This is a genomic window from Devosia salina, from assembly GCF_019504385.1.
GTDB lineage: Bacteria > Pseudomonadota > Alphaproteobacteria > Rhizobiales > Devosiaceae > Devosia > Devosia salina.
Genome location: NZ_CP080590.1, coordinates 2183794 through 2204601, shown reverse-complemented (window position 1 = coordinate 2204601; position 20808 = coordinate 2183794). Strand labels below are relative to the sequence as shown.

The 20808-nt window shown below is 62.8% G+C and carries 23 protein-coding genes; 15 read left to right on the top strand and 8 right to left on the bottom strand.

What is annotated here, in order from left to right; genetic code table 11:
* Nucleotides 1–41 precede the first annotated feature (41 nt).
* The 4 genes from K1X15_RS10640 (at nucleotide 42) to K1X15_RS10625 (ending at nucleotide 3715) form a co-directional block, all read left to right on the top strand.
* Nucleotides 42–932: a DUF4357 domain-containing protein gene (locus tag K1X15_RS10640; RefSeq protein WP_220303591.1), complete on the top strand. Its 891-nt coding sequence runs from the start codon at nucleotides 42–44 to the stop codon at nucleotides 930–932.
* 101 nt (nucleotides 933–1033) lie between these two features.
* A complete protein-coding gene (locus K1X15_RS10635) occupies nucleotides 1034–2932 on the top strand; it encodes an AAA family ATPase (RefSeq protein ID WP_220303590.1) in 1899 nt (632 codons plus the stop codon).
* 14 nt (nucleotides 2933–2946) lie between these two features.
* Entirely contained in the window at nucleotides 2947–3351 is a 405-nt protein-coding gene (locus K1X15_RS10630; RefSeq protein WP_220303589.1) for a DUF6634 family protein, read from the top strand.
* A gap of 145 nt (nucleotides 3352–3496) precedes the next feature.
* Nucleotides 3497–3715 (top strand): DUF3126 family protein, encoded by a 219-nt coding sequence (locus tag K1X15_RS10625; protein ID WP_220303588.1) that lies wholly within the window; start codon nucleotides 3497–3499, stop codon nucleotides 3713–3715.
* Between the two features lie 4 nt (nucleotides 3716–3719).
* On the opposite strand, the gene K1X15_RS10620 is transcribed toward K1X15_RS10625, so the two are convergent.
* The gene (locus K1X15_RS10620; RefSeq protein WP_220303587.1) at nucleotides 3720–4400 is read right to left on the bottom strand and encodes a hypothetical protein; all 681 of its coding nucleotides are present in this window, start codon (nucleotides 4398–4400) and stop codon (nucleotides 3720–3722) included.
* A gap of 113 nt (nucleotides 4401–4513) precedes the next feature.
* On the opposite strand from K1X15_RS10620, the gene K1X15_RS10615 reads away from it, so the two are divergent.
* Nucleotides 4514–4834 (top strand): DUF6949 family protein, encoded by a 321-nt coding sequence (locus K1X15_RS10615; protein ID WP_220303586.1) that lies wholly within the window; start codon nucleotides 4514–4516, stop codon nucleotides 4832–4834.
* 107 nt (nucleotides 4835–4941) lie between these two features.
* Here the strand turns inward: K1X15_RS10615 and K1X15_RS10610 are convergent, their stop codons facing one another.
* Nucleotides 4942–5565: a transglutaminase-like cysteine peptidase gene (locus tag K1X15_RS10610; RefSeq protein WP_220303585.1), complete on the bottom strand. Its 624-nt coding sequence runs from the start codon at nucleotides 5563–5565 to the stop codon at nucleotides 4942–4944.
* 293 nt (nucleotides 5566–5858) lie between these two features.
* On the opposite strand from K1X15_RS10610, the gene K1X15_RS10605 reads away from it, so the two are divergent.
* Entirely contained in the window at nucleotides 5859–6176 is a 318-nt protein-coding gene (locus K1X15_RS10605) for a DUF5655 domain-containing protein (protein ID WP_220303584.1), read from the top strand.
* A gap of 309 nt (nucleotides 6177–6485) precedes the next feature.
* On the opposite strand, the gene K1X15_RS10600 is transcribed toward K1X15_RS10605, so the two are convergent.
* Both K1X15_RS10600 and K1X15_RS10595 read right to left on the bottom strand, forming a co-directional pair.
* Nucleotides 6486–7118 (bottom strand): PilZ domain-containing protein, encoded by a 633-nt coding sequence (locus K1X15_RS10600; RefSeq protein WP_220303583.1) that lies wholly within the window; start codon nucleotides 7116–7118, stop codon nucleotides 6486–6488.
* A 107-nt stretch (nucleotides 7119–7225) separates the two neighbouring features.
* Entirely contained in the window at nucleotides 7226–7873 is a 648-nt protein-coding gene (locus K1X15_RS10595) for a PAS domain-containing protein (RefSeq protein ID WP_220303582.1), read from the bottom strand.
* A gap of 187 nt (nucleotides 7874–8060) precedes the next feature.
* Here K1X15_RS10595 and K1X15_RS10590 point away from each other — a divergent pair, with 187 nt between their 5' ends.
* Nucleotides 8061–8795: a rhomboid family intramembrane serine protease gene (locus K1X15_RS10590; protein ID WP_220303581.1), complete on the top strand. Its 735-nt coding sequence runs from the start codon at nucleotides 8061–8063 to the stop codon at nucleotides 8793–8795.
* Between the two features lie 296 nt (nucleotides 8796–9091).
* On the opposite strand, the gene hisI is transcribed toward K1X15_RS10590, so the two are convergent.
* The 3 genes from hisI to folE form a co-directional block, all read right to left on the bottom strand.
* A complete protein-coding gene (gene hisI / locus K1X15_RS10585) occupies nucleotides 9092–9544 on the bottom strand; it encodes a phosphoribosyl-AMP cyclohydrolase (protein WP_220303580.1) in 453 nt (150 codons plus the stop codon).
* A gap of 65 nt (nucleotides 9545–9609) precedes the next feature.
* Nucleotides 9610–10443 (bottom strand): helix-turn-helix domain-containing protein, encoded by an 834-nt coding sequence (locus K1X15_RS10580; RefSeq protein WP_220303579.1) that lies wholly within the window; start codon nucleotides 10441–10443, stop codon nucleotides 9610–9612.
* Between the two features lie 76 nt (nucleotides 10444–10519).
* Nucleotides 10520–11143 carry a GTP cyclohydrolase I FolE gene (folE, locus tag K1X15_RS10575; protein WP_220303578.1) on the bottom strand — a complete coding sequence of 208 codons (624 nt, stop codon included), beginning with the start codon at nucleotides 11141–11143 and terminating at the stop codon, nucleotides 10520–10522.
* Between the two features lie 151 nt (nucleotides 11144–11294).
* Between folE and K1X15_RS10570 the strand changes: the two genes are divergently transcribed.
* The 8 genes from K1X15_RS10570 to K1X15_RS10535 all read left to right on the top strand — a co-directional run bounded on the left by K1X15_RS10570 (nucleotide 11295) and on the right by K1X15_RS10535 (nucleotide 18733).
* A complete protein-coding gene (locus K1X15_RS10570) occupies nucleotides 11295–11747 on the top strand; it encodes an iron-sulfur cluster assembly scaffold protein (RefSeq protein WP_220303577.1) in 453 nt (150 codons plus the stop codon).
* Entirely contained in the window at nucleotides 11747–12058 is a 312-nt protein-coding gene (gene yidD, locus K1X15_RS10565) for a membrane protein insertion efficiency factor YidD (RefSeq protein ID WP_220303576.1), read from the top strand. The genes K1X15_RS10570 and yidD overlap by 1 nt, the downstream gene beginning before the upstream one ends.
* 104 nt (nucleotides 12059–12162) lie before the next feature.
* Entirely contained in the window at nucleotides 12163–14154 is a 1992-nt protein-coding gene (gene thrS / locus K1X15_RS10560; RefSeq protein ID WP_240549459.1) for a threonine--tRNA ligase, read from the top strand.
* Nucleotides 14154–14378: a hypothetical protein gene (locus K1X15_RS10555; RefSeq protein WP_220303574.1), complete on the top strand. Its 225-nt coding sequence runs from the start codon at nucleotides 14154–14156 to the stop codon at nucleotides 14376–14378. Before thrS ends, K1X15_RS10555 begins: the two co-directional genes overlap by 1 nt.
* A 52-nt stretch (nucleotides 14379–14430) precedes the next feature.
* Complete coding sequence (gene arfB, locus K1X15_RS10550) at nucleotides 14431–14862, top strand: alternative ribosome rescue aminoacyl-tRNA hydrolase ArfB (protein ID WP_220303573.1); 432 nt, start codon at nucleotides 14431–14433, stop codon at nucleotides 14860–14862.
* A 134-nt stretch (nucleotides 14863–14996) separates the two neighbouring features.
* Nucleotides 14997–16319 (top strand): UDP-glucose dehydrogenase family protein, encoded by a 1323-nt coding sequence (locus tag K1X15_RS10545; protein ID WP_220303572.1) that lies wholly within the window; start codon nucleotides 14997–14999, stop codon nucleotides 16317–16319.
* Complete coding sequence (locus K1X15_RS10540) at nucleotides 16316–17320, top strand: NAD-dependent epimerase/dehydratase family protein (RefSeq protein WP_220303571.1); 1005 nt, start codon at nucleotides 16316–16318, stop codon at nucleotides 17318–17320. Before K1X15_RS10545 ends, K1X15_RS10540 begins: the two co-directional genes overlap by 4 nt.
* Nucleotides 17321–17326: 6 nt before the next feature.
* On the top strand, nucleotides 17327–18733 hold the full coding sequence (locus K1X15_RS10535; RefSeq protein WP_220303570.1) for a phosphohexomutase domain-containing protein: 1407 nt from the start codon (nucleotides 17327–17329) through the stop codon (nucleotides 18731–18733).
* A gap of 33 nt (nucleotides 18734–18766) precedes the next feature.
* On the opposite strand, the gene K1X15_RS10530 is transcribed toward K1X15_RS10535, so the two are convergent.
* Nucleotides 18767–20554, bottom strand: coding sequence for a hypothetical protein (locus K1X15_RS10530; protein ID WP_220303569.1), 1788 nt, complete (start codon nucleotides 20552–20554; stop codon nucleotides 18767–18769).
* Nucleotides 20555–20808 lie beyond the last annotated feature (254 nt).

Sequence of the window (20808 nt, the reverse complement as noted above, 5' to 3'; positions counted from 1 at the left end):
GATCAGGCGCAGCCCCTTGGGCTTTGCGCGGGAGAAGTTCATTGTCTTTTCTGTCCACCCATTCCGTCTTTTCCGCCGTCAGCCAGTTCGGCGATGACGATCATCCGCTGGTGCCCACGGTGCTGCATGTGCCCGGCAACCGCCGCGCCGATCTCAGCCGCCTGCGCGTCACCGGCCCCGCCGTCTATGTGGCGCTCTATGCCGATGGCATCCATGCCTATGTCGGGGTCAGCGGCGACTATTCCGCCCGGGCCGGGGAAAGCCCGCATCTCACCTGGCATGGTCCGCTCGAGCAGGTGTTTGTCATCACCGAGGCCCAGGACCGCTGGACGCTCGATGAGGCCCGCGCCGCCGAACGCATCGTCTGGGAAAGCCTGAGCGAAGTCTGTGGCTATGTCACCCTGGGACAGATCCCGCTGGGGGCGCCGGTGGCTGACCGTTATTCGCAGTTGCGCATGTTCTGCGGCCGGGCGCTGCAGATCATCGCCGCCAGCGGCCATGCCCTGACCACCATTTCCGATGCTGCGCTCCTCGTCGGCGCCACCGGCAATAGCGACATTCTGGGCGACGATCTGCCCGGCCTCTATGAAGGCGTGCTGCACGAGTTTGTCGGCAAGGGCATCGCGGCCCAGGCCGTCGAGACGGCAGAGGGCGATTGGATGCTGCTGGCGGGCAGCGAGATCTGGGGCGCGCCGGTGCCCTCGGCCGGCCAGCTGCTGCGGGTGCGGCACGAAAGCCTCCTCTATTCGGGCTGCATTGAGGCGCATGTGGACGACCCGCGGCTCCTGGTGACCCGCCGGCATCTGCATTTTGCCTCTGCCAGTGGCGCCGCACTCTTTGTGGCCGGCAGCAAAGGCTTTGGTCCCACCGGCTGGCGCCGCCTCTGCATGGTCAGGAACGGCGTGCCCGGTCCCTTGCCGCGCCAGCCCTAGGCCGGACCCGGTCCCGGCCCGCGGGACCGCGCGGCCCCTCTTCCCTTTTTCCCATTCTCACGTGCAGCGCCACCGCATCCGCGCGGGCGCCCAGGACAGCCATGCCCAAACCCACGAAAGTACCCGACCCCCAATCGCCGCTGCTGCCCGATCCCGAGATCCAGATCCGGGCCATTGCGGACCGCTTCTGCACCGCCATGCTCAAGGCCGCGCTGCCCGGGAGCCTGGTTGCGGCTCTCAAAGCCAACCGGCCGACCGTGGTCATTCTCGAAGCGCCCGGGCCGGACTGGGTCGACTTTCTCGAAGAGCATCTGCGCGAGGTCTATCCCCACGCCCTGGTGGTGGCGCGCCATGAGCCGTCAAGCCGCGGTCTTGCCGGCTGGAGCAGCCAGTCACTGATGCCCTTCCTCCACTCCCGATCGGTGATCGGCGTCTCCCAGGATCCCGAGGGGCTGCTCCCAGCCCTGCTGCTCGATACGGCCGACTACGCCCTGGTGCTGGCAAGGCCCGATTACGCAATGGTGCGGGACTGCATCATCGATCTCACCACCTGCATGCCGCGTGCCCTCAAGGCCGAGCATCTTGCAGGGCTCGATGCAGGGCAGTTGCTGGCGGCCTTGCGCCCGGCGACCAGTGCCGGGACCATGGCCAAACGCCTTGCCGCCATCGCTGCAAAGCAGGGCGGGGCGCAGAACGTGCCGGACGCTCCACACATTGACGCGCTGTGCCTGCCCGACAAGGTGGCGGACTGGGCGCGGCGGGTGGTGACCGACCTGCCGCAGGGCAATACCGCTGGTCTTGAACACACCCTGCTCGAAGGCCCGCCCGGCACCGGCAAAACGCTGCTTGCCCATTCACTCGCCGCGACCGCCGGCCTGCCTCTGGTGATGACCAATGCCGCCAGCTGGCTGCAGTCGGGCAAGGGGCATCTTTCCGACGTCCTCTCCGCCCAGGTGGCCTTCTTTGCCGAGCTCAGCCGGCTGGCCCCGGCCATCGGCGTGATCGATGAACTCGATTCCGTGCCCAACCGGCAGGATCTGCGTGGCGACTATGACCCCTGGTGGGTCAGCCTCACCAATAGCCTGCTCACCGGCATTGACCAGATGGTGGCCTCCGGAACACCGGTGCTGCTGATCGGCATCACCAATCACGTCCAGCGGCTCGATCCGGCCCTAATCCGCGCCGGACGGCTGGGGCAGCACCTGACCCTGCCGCCGCCCGGTTCGGCCGGCCAGCGCCTTTCCATGCTCAAGCTGCATCTGTCCGAAGCACTCCAGAAGGCCGATCTCGCGGCGCTGCTGCCCTACCTTGGTACTCAGACCCAGGCCGAGCTCAAGCAGCTGGCAGTGCTGGCGACGGCCAGGGCGGCCGAAAAGGCAATGCCGCTCGCAATCGAACATCTCCTTGCGGTCCTCGTGCCGCCGGACACCCGTTCACCCGAACTGCGTCGCGCGGTGGCGCTGCACGAGGCCGGTCATGCCGTCATGGCCCTCTTTCTGGGGCGTCCGGTCCACTCGGTCTCCATCCTGCCGGGGGCCGGGCATGAGGGTGAGACCGATATTGCCGAGCCGTCCGCCGGCATCATCACCGCCGGGGTTATCGAGGACAATGTGCGCATCCTCCTGGCTGGTCGCGCCGCCGACATGCTGGCCGGGCTCGGGGCCAATACCGGCGCCCGCTCGGACATCGCCCGTGCCGCCGAGCTCATCCACGACGCCTGCTTCGAGCTGTTCCTTCATGGCCCCACCCGCCAATGGGCCGGGCAGGGGGCCGAGTTCAAGGATCGCCGGCGCCTCGTCGAGGAGCGGTTGGGTCGTCTGCTCGACGACACCATCGCCATCCTCACCCCGCTGCGCCCGGCAATCGAGACCGTGGCCGAGGCACTCCTCAACCGCTCCGTGCTCACCGGCTTGGAACTCACGGCGCTGCTTGAGCCGCACGGTCTCGCCCCCTCCGATCCGGCCGAGCCCAACGAACCCACCGATCCCTCCACTCCCTGATAGGACCCGAACCCATGATCATTCTTCCGCCCTTCGATATCGGCCTTTCCAACCGGAGCGGCAGCATCGGCCTGATGGATCTCGACCGCCTGATCGACGTCGATGACGACAAGCTGAGCGAGCATATGCGCCGCAAGATCGCGGCGGCCCGCAAGACGCTCTATCGCCTGCGCGCCGGCTGGCGCCCCGGGCCCGACATTCTCGAAATGGCGCCGCGCCTGCATGACTGGCGCTTTGTCCAGGTAGCCCCCCGCGCCACGGTCCTTGTCGGCACCGTCATCGGCCATCCGCGCCTCGGAGACCGGCCCCACGTGCAGACCTCCTACCTCATCGGGCTCGACGCCACCCATCTCAAATGGGCCCGTACCCTCTCAAGGTTTTATGCCCTGGGAGAGCCGTCGGACTATCCGGTGGAGTAGGTGAGATGTCAGCGTGGGGGCAGGTTGTCGTCTCTAGGCAAGGCCCCCGCCGCGATTGTTCCCGCTAAATTGCCTGGCGCAGGGGTTGCCAGCGCCGGGTGACGCACTATTTTCCCGAGCAACGCAACCAGCAGGACGTTTTCCCGTGAACCACCCCGAAATCATAAAGCTGCAGAAGTTCCTGCAACGCACCTTCAACAATCGCAATATCGATGTGCGCCCGCGCGCCAAGCTCAATGACTCGGTGGAAGTGTTTATCGGCGAAGAGTCGATCGGCCTTATTCACCTCGACGACGAGGACGGCGACAAGTCATACATGTTCTCGATGTCGATCCTGGACATCGACCTCGACGACATCGACTGATCGATCAGAGCGCGCCGATCTGGCCCAGCCAAAGGGCCAGTTCGTCGTCGAAGCGCTTCCAGCCTTTGAGCGCTTCGGCATCAAAACTGAGGACAGCGGCCAGCCCGTTGGGCAGGTGGATGGTCCTGAGGCATCGGTCCGCGCGCGAGCGTTCAGGTGCTGCCGCGCACTTGGCCACGAATGGACTGGGTGAAAGCGGGTCATACCAAACCGTTTCTCCCGCATAGCCGTCGATCGCGCGTAGCGGTTTGCCGACCAGTCCCGGTGTTCCACCGATTGTCGCGTCGGCGAACTGGTGCAGGTAGACCGCATCGAGTAGGGCGCCGCTTGATCGGGCGCCGCTCCGAGGCAGCAAGGTCGCGTCGACCCTGACCGGCGGGTGCCCGGGTTCCAGCGCCAGTTGGAACGACAGGTCCACCCGGCTGGCAAAGCCGGGCTTGTGATCTTCTCCAAACCGAAACCAGGTGGCCGGAATATTGAGTTCCTGGCCCGCAACCGTTTGGGCCACCGTATCGCCGTCGGTGAGCCGGGGCAGGGCGGGTGTCGTTTTTCGGCCGGCCTGATCAATGGCATACGCAATGCCAACCGCCGCCAGCAGCACCAAAACTGCAATGGCTGCAAGGTTGTAGGCCAGATGCCCCCTGCCGCCCGCTGCGTCCTGCACTGGTGCTTGGGAAACCGACATGTCGAAATTAACCAGTTCTCTCGCAACGGGGTGACAGCCATTAGGGCGATCAATATGCTTAACAAAGAGTAAACATTTGAGCGGCCCTGGCTGCGACATGAGGACGGCGAAGGATGACGAGGGAACTTCTGCTGGCGGCATTCATCATGGGTGTGGGTTTGTGCGTGGCCGGCGCGGGCACGCATCTCTACCAATGGGTCACCAGGCAGCAGGCGATGCTGCGCATGGATGGCTCGACCTACCTGGCCTCGCTGGGCAATCTGGCGATGAGCTTTGTGTGCGGCCCCTATATCCTGCTCCAGGTCGGCTGGAGCCATGAGGAAGACGGCACCATCTCGATGACTTCGGTTCTGCTCGCCGCACTGGTCTCTTTCGGCTGGGCCTTTATCACCGGCCTGCTGTTCCTCAGCGCCTATGTCGCCTTGCGATACTGACGTGCTCCGGACATCGGAACATAGAAAGGCCGGCTCCGCTCGCGCGGGCCGGCCTTTCTCTTCAGACCCCTATCAGGGATAGGATTTGGGCGGGGTCCGGAAACTTTTCAGTTGGCCGCAGCGACCACCAGGACGCGGTCGTCGATCATATCGACCCACTGGCCGGCATTGGCCTGGGACTGGCGCTTGATGAACTTGTAGGGCGTTTCGCTCCAGAGGCGGATGGCGCCGTCCTGGTTGTCCAGCACGAGGTCGCCGCGATCGGTGCGGGCCAGGAGCACGGCGTGGCCATTGCCATTGGCTTCCTTGACCACTGCGATCATCAGCGTCGAGGGATGCCAGCCGGAATTGATGAGATCGCGTCGCTTGGCGAGGGCAAAGTCCTCGCAGTCGCCATAGCCATTGGGATAGGTCCAGAACTCGGCGACGCGATAGAGATCCTGGTCCGTGACCGGCACCACGTTCTGATTGTAGAAGGCGTTGACAGAGACCAATTGCTGCCAGTTGGCGTCGGTCAAAACCGTCGCGGGCACCACGCGGTCATTGGCGCGGCATTCGGCTGGGTGGCTGTTGCAGAATTCGAGATGTCCCACCGGGATCGATGTTGTTTCCGCTGCGGTTTGAACGAAAGCGACATTGCTCAAGTCTAGCGCCACGGCGGGGGCGGCGGGGGCAAGGGCGAGGAGGGCGGATATTAGCCCTGCGTACAGCCTCTTTTTGGTGATTGCCATTGTGTAGTCTCCCTGATGAAGACCACACTAGGGGGCGCCAATTGCCCCGTTCCGAAAACTGCCATGCAGTTTTTATGCGTGTTTTATCGAGTGTTGCAGGAAAAGATTCACCATGTGAATCGGGTGAGAAGGCCGCCAGGCGACGGGGGCTTCAGGGTGCCTGAGCCCAAGTTCCACAGAAGATGACGATGGCGTTGCAGCTAAGGCACGTTCGCCCTTGCTGGCAATGTCGTCAGCCAGAGATTGCCAGCAAGGTTGTTTGGCGCACGGGACCGGGCGGGAGTTTGGCCGGCGTGAATGAGAGCGACTACCTGGGGCCCGATCTGAACATCCGCTCGATACTCTCTGCAATCGAATCTGCGGTGACAGCAATTGGCGAGGCGGATCGGCGTGTGTCCACGAGCCAGATTGGGTTTTACCGGAAGCGCTCGTTTGCCGCTGTCTGGCGGCCGAACCAATACCTCAGAGAATCCCACCCGCCGCGCTGCAAAGAAGTGTACGAACTCAAGCCGGGACGCTTTACCCATCACCTGGAGATCAATGACGCAACAGAGGTTGACGACCAGGTTCGGGAGTGGCTGAGGGAGGCGTGGGCCTCTGCTGCCGCGTAGTCAGAGCCAGAATCTGGCGTTCGCCGCGATGCGGAGGTACGTGTGGGCACATGGGTCGCAACGGAAAAGGATGCGGCGTCGGTCTGGGCAGAGGGTGTTCCTCGAACCGCCGGCGCGACCTTCCACCGGGAGGACGTTGCGGATCACCTAACGATCCCCCTCACAAGCCGATGGTCATTCCCCCGCGGAGTGCCGCGCAAGACCCGGAAAATGCAGCGTGTCCGTGTTATCCGGCGCCTGCCTCGACGAACGGCGCGCGATCACCGTCTCATTATCGGAGCGACAAGTCGAACCGAACTGATCCTGAGCCTAGTTCATCCGCAGGTTCTGCTGAACGACGGTCAGCATCTCCTGGGCGGCAGCGAATTCGACGGCTACCCCGTTCTGGAAATGGCGGACGACACGGGCCCGCATGCGACCCAGGGTGATCGGCGTGCCCATGGCGGGACGTACGTCGAGTTCGACCGCAGCGCCTGAGAGCGAGATATCGATGATCTTGCAATTGTAGCGGCGGCCATCATCGAGAACCACGGTCGAGTGCCGGATATCGGGCACCACGCGTTCGTGACGCCGGTCTTCGGGAAGGTTCAGAATATCCTTGTTGGCAAGCCAGGTGAGCTGGGCGGCCATCTTGTCGCGCTTGCGCGGCGAGGCGGCGATGTCCATGACGAAACCGCCATCGACCTGGGACAGGATGGTTCCCTCGATACGCCCCATATGATCGAGATAGGCGATGATGCGTTCGCCGACAATTCCGGGTACGGGCGCGATCACCACGGCGTCGCCGGGCGACATGGACAGGACCTGACAGGGAAATTCCCGCCGGTCCGCCAGCATGTAGCGACCGAGAATCGACACGCTGACGCGTTGAAAACGCCGGTCCACCGCACTGTTTTGCAGGTTGAGGGCATTTGGAGGCGCGGAAATGTCGTCACTCAGCATGCGTCAACCTGTTCCACGCACTGGGGAAATCCACAGCAACGTTAGCGGGTTTTGGTTAACGCTTGATGAGGCCGAAGGCGCCGAGACGTCTCAAATGCCGCCGGTTTTCAGTTACGGCCACCATCGATGACCGCAAGGTGCGCATAGCGGCGGGCGGTTCGGCCATAGACGGTCGTCGGCTGGCCGGGACGGGGGCCAGTCTGGGAAAAATCGACGTCATTGACGACGCTGGCGAGGACTTCACGGGCGGTATCTTCAGCCGCGATTTCGTCCGGCCAGATCAACCGGAGACCCGTAATGCGCTGCTCGAGCACCGGCTGGACGCCCAGCCAGTAGGGCTCTTCGAGGGCCGACATGGCGCCCAGGATGCGCGTGTGGGTCGAGCCATTGTGGCGCAAGGGCATCAGAATGGTTTCGAAGGTCACCTTGGTCTGGAGCGCTGTGGTGCCCTGGAAGGTCACCAGCGCGACGGCATGGTCCTCGGTGACTGCGCGAAGCAGGGTATCCATGGCGTCGCTGTCGCGATCGTGCCAAAGGGCAGAGAAGGAGCGGCCCTTCAGTTCGCGGCAATAGCTGGTGCACAGATGCGAGCCGGCAAGACGGAAAGAGAACTTGTCCTGACCATCGAGCTCGAGAATGAAGGTGTTGGCAAGGGCCTCACGGATGCGCGTCGGGTCGATGTCGCGGCGGTCAGGCGCGCTGCGGGAGCCACGAATCGTGTTCCAGTAGGTATAGAGGGTCTTCGTGCTCGGCATCTGCATCGTTCGGGTCCGCATCTGGAGTCGATATGGCGTCCTGTCGAAGAGGTCCGCCGCGCCTTTCGACAATTGCAAAATGCGGCCCGGAAGGCGCGCTTAAAGAATAGTTAAGGTTAACGTGTGCGGCCAAATGTGGAAAAGCTGGTGCAACCCGGCTCCGGGCCGCGGTTTCAGGACATAGCGCATGAGTGAAGAAGGCCAGACGCCCGAAAATCCTACGCCTCGTGAGCGCGAGCCTGTGTTCCTGCTGCCTGCAGGAGTAACCATTCTGGCGGGTGTGCTCCTCGCCGTTCACCTCGCATCAACCCTGATTCTTAATCAGGACGGGCAGATGCAGATGCTGTTCTGGTTCGCTTTCCAGCCCTATCGGATCGTCGTGGCGAGCATGGATGCAAGCATTGCCATCCCGCTTCTATGGACACCATTTTCACACGCCTTCCTGCATGCGGGGTGGGATCACTTGCTGATCAACCTGGCGTGGCTGGTGATTTTCGCGACCCCGGTCGCGCGACGCTATGGAGCAGGGGCCATGCTGGCGCTGTTCCTGCTGTCGGCGGCGGGTGGAGCGGCCCTGTTTGCCGCCACCACGCTCTATAGCCAGGTCTATCTCATCGGCGCGTCCGGTGGCGTTGCCGGCCTGACCGGGGCCGCCATCCGATTCATGTTCCAGCCCGTGCTCTGGGCGCGGCATCCGGAAACCGGTGAACGGGTCGTGCTGGGGCGGCGTCTGGCAGGCATGCGCGAGGTGTTTGCCAATCCGCGCTCGCGCTTCTTCACGCTGATCTGGCTGGTCTTGAATGCCGCTGTGCCGCTGGTGCCGCTGCTGACCGGAACGTCTCTGAGCATTGCCTGGCAGGCGCATCTGGGGGGCTTTGCGACAGGCTTCCTGCTGGTGGGGCTTTTCGAGCGGAAGGTCTAGAACGCCGCTCTGATAGAATCAGAAACGCGTTCTATCTCTTTGTTTTGTCGGAGCGTTTCGCGTTCAGGCTGACGCGGTGCTTTCGCCCCTTTCCCCCCGAGGGGCTTTGCAGACGGTTCGCGTAGCGAAGGCGCGGCGCCGGCGGAGCCGGGCCAGTCGAGAAGGCCATAGAGCGACGCTCGAATGGCTGGCAGGGATGGGGGTATGTGGGCTACCAATGGCCCCCCTCCCTTGATCCCTCCCCTCAAGGGGGAGGGACGCGAAGGAACCGGCAATCTGGCCAATAGTGAAGGGCCCTAGCTGCCATATACCGCCTTGGGATCGAACAGGCGCGGCAGGCCTGTGTCCTGCAACTGCGCCTCACCCTCAACCAACATGACCCGGCGGTAGAAGCAGCTCTTGCGGCCGGTGTGGCAGGCGGCGCCGCGACCTGTCTGGCGCACTACCATGACCAGGCAGTCCTGGTCACAATCGGTGCGCAGCTCGACCACTTCCTGCAATTCGCCGGAGGTTTCGCCCTTCTTCCAGATGGATTTGCGAGAGCGTGACCAATAATGGGCGATCCCGGTATCGAGGGTCAGCGAGAGCGCCTCGGCATTCATATGCGCGACCATGAGCACGTCGTTGGTATCCACTTCCGTGGTGACCACAGTCAGCAGGCCGTGCGCATCAAAGCGCGGGGCGAAGACGGCGCCCTCTTCGAGGGCGTCGTGGTCGAGCGATTGGGGGTCGGTGAAGGAAACGGTCATGATGCGCGCCATTGCTCGTGCAGTGGCAAGGGCTCTAGCGCGCATCAGGCCATATTGCCAGTGCTTCAGCGATCGAGCCCGAACCAGATCTCGATATCACCGCTGCCGCTGCGCGCGTCGAAACCGGGGCCGTAATATTCGAGGAAGCTGTAACTGGCCTGACTGGCCTCATGGCCGTTCGCGCTGAGCCACTGTTCGGCGGCGCCAATGGTCTGGCGGATGGTGGACAGGTCGCCACCATGGGTGAAGCGCGCCCATTTCAGCGCCGGTACCGAAACACGTCCTAGTTCGGCTGGCACTTCGGCGCCTACACGCATTTCCACGGCAACCACATATTCGAACGCATTCTCGGCAATCTCGCCAACCAGGCCATAGGCCGCGCCGGCAATGGCGCCGTCAATATTGCCGATATAGGGCTGGAAGCGCTGCCACTGGCCGGGCAGACCGGCCGGGTTGCTCATCTGGTGGCGCTGGGCAAGGCCGGCGAAGACCATGGCCGGGCGATTTTCGAACCGGGGCGGCTCGATCGAGACGGGGGCTGCAATATCCATTCTGAGAGGCTCCACGAGGGTGATCCCATTGAGATTGCGCTGCCGGCGGATCGTTTGCGGCGTCATGCCGAATTGATCGCGGAAAGCGCGGGTGAATGCCTCATGCGAGCCGTACCCGGCTTCGAGTGCGACCGACAGGATGTCAGGCGCACCATCGGCCAGTTGCCGGGCCGCGTCGCTCAGGCGCCGTGCCCGGAGATAGGCCGTGACAGAATATCCGGTCACCAGGGGGAAGATGCGCGAGAGATAGCTTCTGGACCGCCCGGTCACCGCCGCCAATTCGTCGAGGCCCAGCGGCTCGCGAGAGCGGCTTTCGAGGACCCAGAGCATTTTGGAAACAACCGACATGGCACAGACCCGTTTGAGACGGGTAGTCTATGCCATATCGGCGGCAGGTGCATTTGATCGTGCTTGTCGTCGCGCCTCAGCGGCCGCGAACCATGGCAAAGAACCGGTCCTGCTCGACCCGGTCCTCGGCGAAGACCCCAGTGAAGCGGTGGGTGATGGTTTTGACGTCATGGGCTTTGACGCCGCGCATGGTCATGCACATGTGTTCGGCTTCGAGCATCACGGCCGCGCCGCGGGGCCCGAGATTCTCGTTGATGGCGTCGATGATCTGCGCCGTCATGGTCTCCTGCGTCTGCAGGCGCCTGGCATAGACATCGACGAGCCGCGAGAGCTTGGAGAGCCCCACAACCCCATCATGGGGCAGATAGGCTATGTGCGCCTTGCCGAAGAAGGGCACCATGTGATGCTCGCAATGGGCATAGAAGGGGATGTCCCGGACCAACACCAAATCGTCGTAGCCGCCGACCTCCTTGAAGGTCTTGGACAGGACTTCGCCGGCGTCCTGGTCATAGCCGGCAAACAGTTCGCCATAGGCCTTGGCCACCCGCGCGGGTGTCTCGAGCAAGCCTTCACGGCCGGGATCGTCGCCGGCCCAGGCGATCAGCGTTCGCACTGCGGCCTCGGCTTGTTCCCTGGTGGGGCGGTTAACGGGTGCGCTGGCGACGGGCGTGGCCGTCAGTGGCTTAAGTCGTGCGTCCATGGGGTCCGGCTCCTTGCGTTACGACCGTTGCTCACTACGCGACGAACGACGCGTCAGATTTCGACAGGAGCACAAACCCCTGACAGTCGGATGGAGACCACCTATATAGAAGCGGAACGAGACCGGAACAAGAAACAGAATTGTCAGGCCGATGGAGCTAAGCGATCTCTATTCCGAAAAGATCCTTGATCTGGCAGGAAACGCCCGCCAGCCGGGCCGGCTCGGCGCACCCGACGCGAGCGCCAGGAAGGTCAGCCGGGTCTGTGGTTCGGTAATCGAGGTGGATGTCGTGGTTCGTGACGGCGTGATTGCCGGCTATGGCCACGAGATTTCCGCCTGTGCGCTCGGGCAGACATCAGCGGCCGTCGTGGCGCGCGAGGTGGTGGGCACACCGGTCGATGAGTTCTTGAGCGTGCGCCAGGCCATGCATGACATGCTCAAGGCCGAGGGCTCGCCGCCGACCGGCAAGTGGAGCGACCTCAAATATCTCGAACCGGTGCGGGAGTATCCGGCCCGGCATGTTTCCACGCTCCTGGTGTTCGATGCGATCGCCGCGGCGCTGGAAAAGCTCGAGTCGCCGCAGGCGGTTGAAGCGTCGCGCTGATGAAGAGAGTCATCGACTTGATGTGGCGAGTCATCGACCTGCCGTTCAAGGTGGCGGCGGTGCTGCTGATCACGATCTATCGCTATACGCTGTCTGCCTTTGCCGGGCGCACCTGCCGGCATCTGCCGACCTGCTCGGAATTCACCCGCGACGCCATCTGGCAATTCGGGTTCTGGCCGGGCGGCTGGATGGGCGCGGCGCGCTTCTGGCGCTGCCGGCCAGGTGGCACGCATGGCTATGATCCGGTGCCGGAGACGGTTCCGGACGAGGGGCGATGGTATGCGCCCTGGCGCTATGGGCGGTGGCGCTAGACCGGCTTCTCGGTGCTGCGGGCTGGAAATGTCCGCCAATCATGCTATTCAGGCCGCCTTGCAGCGAAAGGCGCTGCATCGAACCCAATTTCTGGAGACCTAAAATGTCGATCAAGGTGACGTTCCCCGATGGTGCTGCTCGCGACTATTCGCGCGGCACTACCGGCACCGAGATCGTGGAGGGTATCTCCAAATCGCTTGCCAAGAAGACGGTGGCAATGCGCTGGAATGGCGTGCTGTCGGACCTCAGCGACCCGCTGGAGGCTGATGGCGCCATCGAATTCGTGACGCGCGACTCTGGCTCGAAGGATGTGCTGGAGCTGATCCGGCACGATGCCGCGCATGTGCTGGCGGAGGCGGTGCAGGAGCTCTGGCCGGACACGCAGGTGACGATCGGCCCGGTGATCGAGAACGGCTTCTACTACGACTTCTACCGCCCCGCTGGTCCTTTCACGGAAGACGAGCTGCGTACCATCGAGAAGAAGATGGGCGAGATCATCGATCGCGGCGCGGCCTTCACCAAGGAAGTCTGGAGCCGCGACCAGGCCAAGGACTGGTTCGAGACCAGGGGCGAAGCCTTCAAGGTCGAACTGGTGGACGCCATTCCGGCCGACCAGTCGATCAAGATGTATGCCCAGGGGCAGTGGAAGGACCTGTGTCGCGGCCCGCATATGCGCACGGTCAAGGATGTCGGCCAGGCCTTCAAGCTGACCAAGGTGGCGGGCGCTTACTGGCGTGGCGACAGCAATCGCGAGGTGCTTTCGCGCATCTACGGAACGGCCTTTGCCACCAAAGAAGAGCTGGACGCCTATCTCACGATGATGGAGGAGGCGGAAAAGCGCGACCATCGCAAGATTGGTCGTGATCTCGACCTGTTCCACCTTCAGGAAGAGGCGCAGGGCTCGGTGTTCTGGCATCCGCGCGGCTTCGTCATCTACAACCAGATGGAAGCCTATATCCGCCGGCGCCTCAACAAGTCGGGCTATGTCGAGGTCAAGACGCCGCAGCTGATGCATGCCAAGTTCTGGGAACAGTCCGGCCACTGGGGCAAGTATCGCGAGAACATGTTCGTGGTGCCTGACCAGGTGCCGAATACCGAGGACGACAAGCCCGTGTTCGAGGAGGTCGGCGACCTCCTGGCCCTCAAGCCCATGAACTGTCCGGCGCATGTGCAGATCTTCAACCAGGGCATCAAGTCCTACCGCGATCTGCCTCTGCGCATGGCAGAATTCGGTTGCTGCCACCGTAATGAGGCACATGGCGCCCTGCATGGGCTGATGCGCGTGCGGCAGATGACGCAGGACGATGCGCATATTTTCTGCCGCGAAGACCAGATCCAGTCCGAGACCGAGCATTTCGTGCATCTGCTCTATTCGGTCTATGGCCATATGGGCTTTGACAATGTCGTCATCAAGCTCGCGACGCGGCCGGAAAAGTTCGGTGGCACGATCGAGCGCTGGGACGCAGCCGAGAAGGCGCTGGGTGATGCCTTGCGCGCCACGGGCTATGATTTCGAGATTGCCGAGGGCGAGGGGGCCTTCTACGCGCCCAAGCTCGAATTCCATCTCAAGGACGCCATCGGCCGTTCCTGGCAGGTTGGGACGCTGCAACTCGATTATGTGTTGCCCGAGCGTCTTGATGCCACCTATGTGGCCGAGGACGGCAGCCGCCAATATGCGGTCATGCTGCATCGCGCCATTCTGGGTTCGCTCGAGCGCTTCATCGGCATCCTGATCGAGAACTATGCCGGCAAGATGCCGATGTGGCTGGCCCCGACCCAGGTCGTTGTTGCCACCATTGTCTCGGAAGCGGACGAGTATGCCGAAAAGCTGGTGCGCCAGCTGCGCGATGCGGGTATCCGGGCCGAGATCGACACGCGCAACGAGAAGATCAACTACAAGGTGCGCGAACACTCCGTGCAAAAGGTGCCGCTGATGTTCGTCGTCGGCAAGCGCGAGGCCGAGGAGGGGACCGTCTCGGTCCGACGCCTCGGCACCGAGGGCCAGAAGGTGGAGCCGTTCATGGACGCGCTGGTGTCCCTGATGGCCGAAGCCACCCCACCGGACCTCAAGGACGCCGCTGCAAAGGTCGCCTGATGCCGCAACGTCCCTCCAATCGCGAGATGAAGGCTCTCTATCATCTGGGCGAAGCCAATGAGCTCGGCCCGGATGACTTCAAGGATATCGGCGAAAAGGTCTTTGCCGGCATGCTGAGGAAGAAATGGATCGAGGAGGCCGGCCCCGGCAAGTACCGGACGACCGAAAAAGGCCGCGTCATCCATGACGAGGAAGTGTGGTTCGCGGGGCGTTCCAAGCGGTAGCCGCAACGTGCCCTTCGGGGTAACGCCGATCGAATGAAGGAACGGGTGAGACATGGCAGAGCCTATCCATATCACCCGTTCCATCTCGATCGATCCGGCCGAGATCGAGGAAAGCTTCATCCGCGCCTCCGGTCCGGGCGGGCAGAACGTCAACAAGGTCTCGAGCGCGGTGCAGTTGCGATTTGACCTGCGCAACTCCCCCAACGTGCCCGAGCCGATGAAGCGGCGGGTGGCGGCCCTCGCCGGCAGCCGCATCACCAAGGACGGGATCATCCTGATCACCTCCAACGCGCATCGCGACCAGCCGCTCAACCGCACGGAAGCTCTGGCACGGTTGGTGGCCCTGCTACGGGCCGGAGCGCATGTTCCCAAGCCGCGCCTGGCGACCCGACCGACATTGGCCTCCAAGAAAAGACGGCTTGAGGGCAAGTCGGTGAGGTCTGCCGTCAAGCGGATGCGCGGACGTCCGAGCGGTGAAGAATAGCGTAGTCTGTCAAGTGCAGGCCGGATCTGCGTTACTTTCCGTAGCCTTGCGCTGTTGCCGGTGCTTTGCTGCCGCCGGGGCGCATTGTTCGGTCCGCGTAATCTGGGGGAATTGATGCGAAGGGATCTGGGAAAGTGAAGATTGCCGTTGTGGGGTCGGGCTATGTGGGGCTGGTGACTGGCGTGTGCCTCGCCGATTTCGGTCACGAGGTGATCTGCGTTGACCAGGACGCCTCCAAAATTGATGCGCTTTCGAAAGGCGAAGTACCGATCTTCGAACCCGGCCTCGAAGCGCTACTGGAAGCTAACGTTGCCAGTGGGCGTTTGTCATTCACAACCGAACTCGCAAAAAGCGTTGCGGGAGCGGACGTGGTGTTCATAGCCGTCGGCACCCCGAGCCGGCGCGGCGACGGTCACGCAGACCTGAGTTTTGTTTATGCAGTTGCGCGCGAGGTGGCGGCGGCCGTCAGCGGGTTCACCGTCATCGCGACCAAGTCGACCGTGCCGGTGGGCACCGGCGATGAAGTGGCGCGTATCGTCCGCGCGATCAATCCCGGCGCCGATGTGGCGGTTGTATCCAATCCCGAATTCCTCCGGGAAGGGGCTGCCATTGAGGATTTCAAGCGGCCCGACCGCATCATTGTGGGGATGGACGACGAGCGCGCAAGGGCCGTCATGAGCGAAGTCTATCGGCCGCTCTATCTCAATCAGGCGCCGATTGTCTTCACCGACCGCCGGACGGCCGAAATCACCAAATATGCCGCCAACGCCTTTCTCGCCATGAAGATCACCTTCATCAACGAGGTCGCCGATCTGTGCGAAGCGAGCGGAGCCAATGTGCAAGAGGTGGCGCGCGGGATCGGGCTCGACAATCGAATTGGCAGCAAGTTCCTGCATCCCGGGCCCGGTTATGGCGGCTCATGCTTCCCCAAGGACACTGCTGCACTGGTCAGGATCGGTCAGGACTTCGGTAGTCCGATGCGATTGGTGGAAACCACCGCTGCTGTCAATGACGCGCGCAAGCGAGACATGTCCAGGAAGGTGATTGCGGCCTGCGGCGGGGCGGTTGAAGGCCTCACCGTTGGGGTGCTCGGTTTGACCTTCAAGCCTAACACCGATGACATGCGCGAAGCGCCCTCGATCGATATCATCTCCGACCTTCAGCACGCGGGAGCCCGGATTGTGGCCTTTGATCCCCAAGGGATGAAGGCTGCCGGCGTCGTGATGCAGGATGTCGCGTTCGCCGATAGCGCCTACACGGCTGCCACTGACGCTGACGCGGTTGTCTTGATCACCGAGTGGAACGAGTTCCGCTCGCTTGATCTCGCGCGTCTTAAGACAGTGATGAAGCGCCCGGTCTTTGTCGATCTGCGCAATGTCTATCCACCGTCCGAGATGCGCCGTCACGGGTTCAGCTATACCAGTGTGGGACGTCCGGATGTGGAGGCGATGACATGACCGTCCTCGTCACCGGCGCCGCCGGGTTCATCGGCTTTCACCTGTGTCGCGCCCTGCTCGCGGCCGGCCACAGCGTAGTGGGCCTCGATGCCCTGACCAACTATTATGACCCAGCTCTCAAGCAGACACGGCTCGACCTGCTCATGCCAATGCGGGGGTTCAGCTTCGGCAGGGTCGATCTCACCGATCCGGCAGCCTTGGGCGCCTTCGTCGCTGCTGCCCAGGCTGAGACTGTCTTTCATCTCGCCGCGCAACCAGGCGTGCGTTACAGCATCGAGGCCCCCCAAAGCTATATTCAATCCAACGTCGTTGGCACCGCAAATCTGCTCGAAGCGCTGCGGCAGCATCCGCCGGAGCACCTGATTTTTGCCTCCACCAGTTCAGTCTATGGCGGCAATTCACGACTGCCCTATGCCGAGACAGATCGCGCTGATTCACCGCTGTCGCTCTATGCAGCCACTAAAAAATCCGGCGAAGCCCTGGTGCATTCCTATTCCCACCTCTGGTCCATCCCCTCGACCTGCCTGCGCTTTTTTACCGTCTACGGGCCGTTCGGCCGGCCGGACATGGCTCCGCTCAAGTTCGCCCGTGCCATTGCCGCAGGCGAGCCTATCGACGTCTACGGCAATGGGCAGATGCGCCGGGATTTCACTTATGTCGAAGACCTCGTCGCGGCGATGATGGCGGTTATGGGCAAGGCGCCGGTGATGGGCCAACCGCTCGAAGGCGATAGCCTCTCAGCCGTCGCGCCCTTCCGTCTGCTCAATATCGGCGGTGGTCGGCCGGTGGAGCTGATGGATTTCATTGCCTCGTTAGAGCGGGCCCTGGGGGCAAAGGCGGTGCTCAACATGCTGCCGATGCAGCCGGGGGATGTGGTGGCGACCGAAGCGGACGCAAGACTGCTGAAGGCGCTCATAGGGGTTTTGCCATCAACATCGATTGACGAGGGTGTGGCAAAATTTGTCGAATGGTACCAACAATATGCCGGCAAGGGGAGCTGAAGAGAAATGCCAGAAAGCAGCCTGAAATTCGGCACCAGCGGTCTGCGCGGTCTGGCCGATGAACTGCAAGGCCAAGCCGCCCGGCAGTACACAACCGCGTTTTTGCGCCACCTCCACAAGGTTGCCGACCGGCCGGTCGAGCGGGTCTTTCTCGCACGCGACTTCAGGCCATCCAGCCCGGCGGTTCTCAACGATTGCGCCATTGCCATTGCGGCAGCTGGCCTTGAACCGGTCGATTGCGGTGCCTTGCCGACCCCGGCACTGGCCCTGCACGCCATGGCGGGGGGGGGGGCGGCCATCATGGTCACGGGCAGCCACATTCCGGCGGACCGCAACGGCCTCAAATTCTATCTGCCCAGCGGCGAGATCGGCAAAGCCGACGAGGCCGGCATCCTCGCCGCACTCGGTGACCAACCCATTTCCGACCGTGTGGTCGAGCCGAGTGATGAAGTCGATGCGGCTGCCCAAGACTATCTCGAGCGCTGTTCGAGGCTCCTGTCGGCCAATGCCCTCAGTGGAAAACGCATCGGCGTCTTTCAGCATTCCACCGTGGCGCGCGACCTTATTGCTCAAGTTCTCACGGCCTACGGCGCCCAAGTCATTTCCCTGGGTCGTCTCGAGGGCTTCGTGCCGGTCGACACCGAAGCTTTCTCCGATGCGGTCTTTGCGCCAATCCCAGGGTGGATCAGGGAGCATCGTCTCGACGCCGTGGTGTCCGCCGATGGCGATGGTGACAGGCCCCTGGTCGTGGACGAACAGGGCGTCTTCATCCGTGGCGATGTGCTCGGGCTGCTAGCCGCGCGCCATCTCGGTGCCGAATGCCTCGTCACCCCGGTCACTTCCAATTCTGCGATCGAAGATCTGGGCATTGCCCAAGCGGTCATTCGCACCCGGGTCGGCTCGCCCTTCGTGGTCGAGGCCATGAATGGCGCCAGCGGCGCCACGATCGGTTTCGAGGCCAATGGCGGGACCTTTGTGGGGCAGGGGATCACATGCCATGGTGGGAGGCTGGATCCACTGGTCACCCGCGACGCGATCCTGCCCATCATCTGCGCCTTGGGCGAGAGCGCGCGGCTCGGCCTGGCCCTGTCGGAAGTGGTGGCGCAGCTTCCCCTCAAGAACGCCCTGGCCGATCGGCTGCAGAATGTTGCCGGTGAGCGCAGCGCGGCGTTTCTGGACCGTCTGCGATCGGACCCGGCTTATGTGGACGAGATCTTCGGCGATCTTGGCGTATCCCGGCGCGCCGATATCGACGGACTGCAGTTCTGGACTGCGGAGGGCGACATGGTGCACTTCCGAGCCTCGGGCAATGCCCCGGAATTGCGCTGTTACGTCGAGGGTCGTTCGCCCGAGGTGACACGGCAATTGCTCGAATGGGGGCTTTGTGCCGCCGCGAGGGAAACCGCCGGATAGGAAAAGAGGCCGCCCGATGGGCGGCCCCCACTGTCATTTGGCCTCGGCGCTGATATTGACCTTGCCGATCAGGGAGGTCGGATCCTCCTCGGCGGCCATGAAGTCCATCATGCCCAGGCCCGGATCGGTCTTGGCCTCGATACCGATGATCAGTGTCTTGGCATTGCCGGACACAAAGCTGTTGATCGCCTCGCCCAGCTTGGCGGCATCGGCGGCGCCGGCCATCATGCTGATCACCGTGCCCTGCGCGAGGCCGGCAAAGACCGGGCGCAGGGTTTCGGGATCGGCGTCCTGATCGGCCGCGGCGACGGCGAGGACGATGTCGGAGAGGCCCGCATCGGTCACGGTCAGATCGAGCGATTTTACCGCCAGCGCCATGCCGGCTGCCATGGCGGTATCGGGATCGAGGGCGAAGAGGTCGGCGCCGGCATTGGTGATCTTGCCGGCCAGCACCACGCTGGCAAGGTCTACGCCGCTGATCGACACCTCCTCGAGATCGATGCTGCTTGTCGCCTCATCCCAGGCCGCCGCGACGCGGAAGCCGGCATTGATATCGGTGATGCCCAGCGCCCGAAGCTGTTCCAGGCTATCATCGCCGCTGTTTTCCGGAATCTGCGCCTCGACATTGGCGGCGGACATGTCGAGATTAGTCGGGATGCCGTTCAGATAATCGGCAAGGGAGAGGTCGAAGGAGCCCACCTTGGCCTGGATGCGGCTATCCGGGGCGTCAGGATCGGGGATATCGATATCGAGCCCGCTGAAGCCAAAGCCTTCCATGGCAGGGATCAGCGCGCGCGCATTGGCCTCGAGCCACGCCTCATCTACCATTTCGGGAGCGGCTTCCAGCGTTGCAATGGTGGAGGTCAGATCCATCGGCTTGACGGTGAAGTTCTCAAGCGACATCGAGCCGTCACCGTCGACGACAACATCGAAGCCATCCATTGAAATGGAGGGATAGACGCCCGGGCTCATGCCACCCATGGTCATGCCGGCCACCGACAGGTTCATGGCCTGGCCCTCTTCGGTGGTGCCGTCGCAGGACATACCGTCGAAGCTGATCTCGGAGGTTTCAAAGGCGGTGAGGATGTCGGCATACATTTTAAGGAACTGGCCCATGAGTGCGGGGTCGACGGTCTCGGGATCCTCCTCCATGGCCAGGGAGATTGCCATCATCTCGCCAAAGGAGGTCTTGAGCGGGCGGGCCTTGAACTGGGCGCCCGTCATGCCGCCAATTGTGCAGGAAACCTCTTCGGCCTCCAGCGTGCCGCCTTCGGCCTGAAGATCGGTGTAGATGATTTCGAGCTCAGTTTGATCACTCTCGACAAGGCCATAGAGCCCGAGAATGCCCGCGATGTTGAGATTGGCGGCAGACATGGTCCCGAAGTCAAAGCTGGCCTTGTCCGTGACCATGCCGACGCTTCCCAGGCTGACACGCGCGGCCTTGCCGTCGGCAACATCCTCGAGCAGCAGATCGGTAAAGGTGAGCGCGGTCTCCTGAGATCCCTCTTCGGTTTCTGACGTGACGGTAAGGGTAATCTCGGGCACCGAAATACTGGTCGCATCGAGCCCAGCCAGTTCTTCGGCGTGATCGGCGACATTGCCCGAGAGGACCTCGGACAGGACGTCGTTGGACAGGTTCGCGCCAACCGCGTCGATTGTGGGGATATCAACGCTATAGTCGACCTGCAATTGAGAGGTCGCGGCCGGGGTTGGCTTGACCTTCTCCTTGGCCACAATAGCGCTCTGGGGCAGGGCAACACCAAGCAGGCACGCGGTAACCAAGGCCGGCAAGCGGCCGCGAGTGGTCAATTTTGTCGGCATCTTCTTCTCCCGTTGTGTTCACAGCATCTGGGCGTCACCCCAGGCTCGTTCAAGTAGAAGAGGTATCCGCCCGCAATGTGTTGCGCAACAGAGACAGAGGGCAAGAAAGCCTGGCAATCCGGCGCCGTAGGTTTTCAAGGTCAAGCGCGAATGTCGGCGAGCCGAAAACTGACCCATCAATTGTTTCGGACGAGCTGCCCTGGCCGAAACGGTTTGAGATCGAATAGATGTGCCAGCTCGATCACCACATTGGC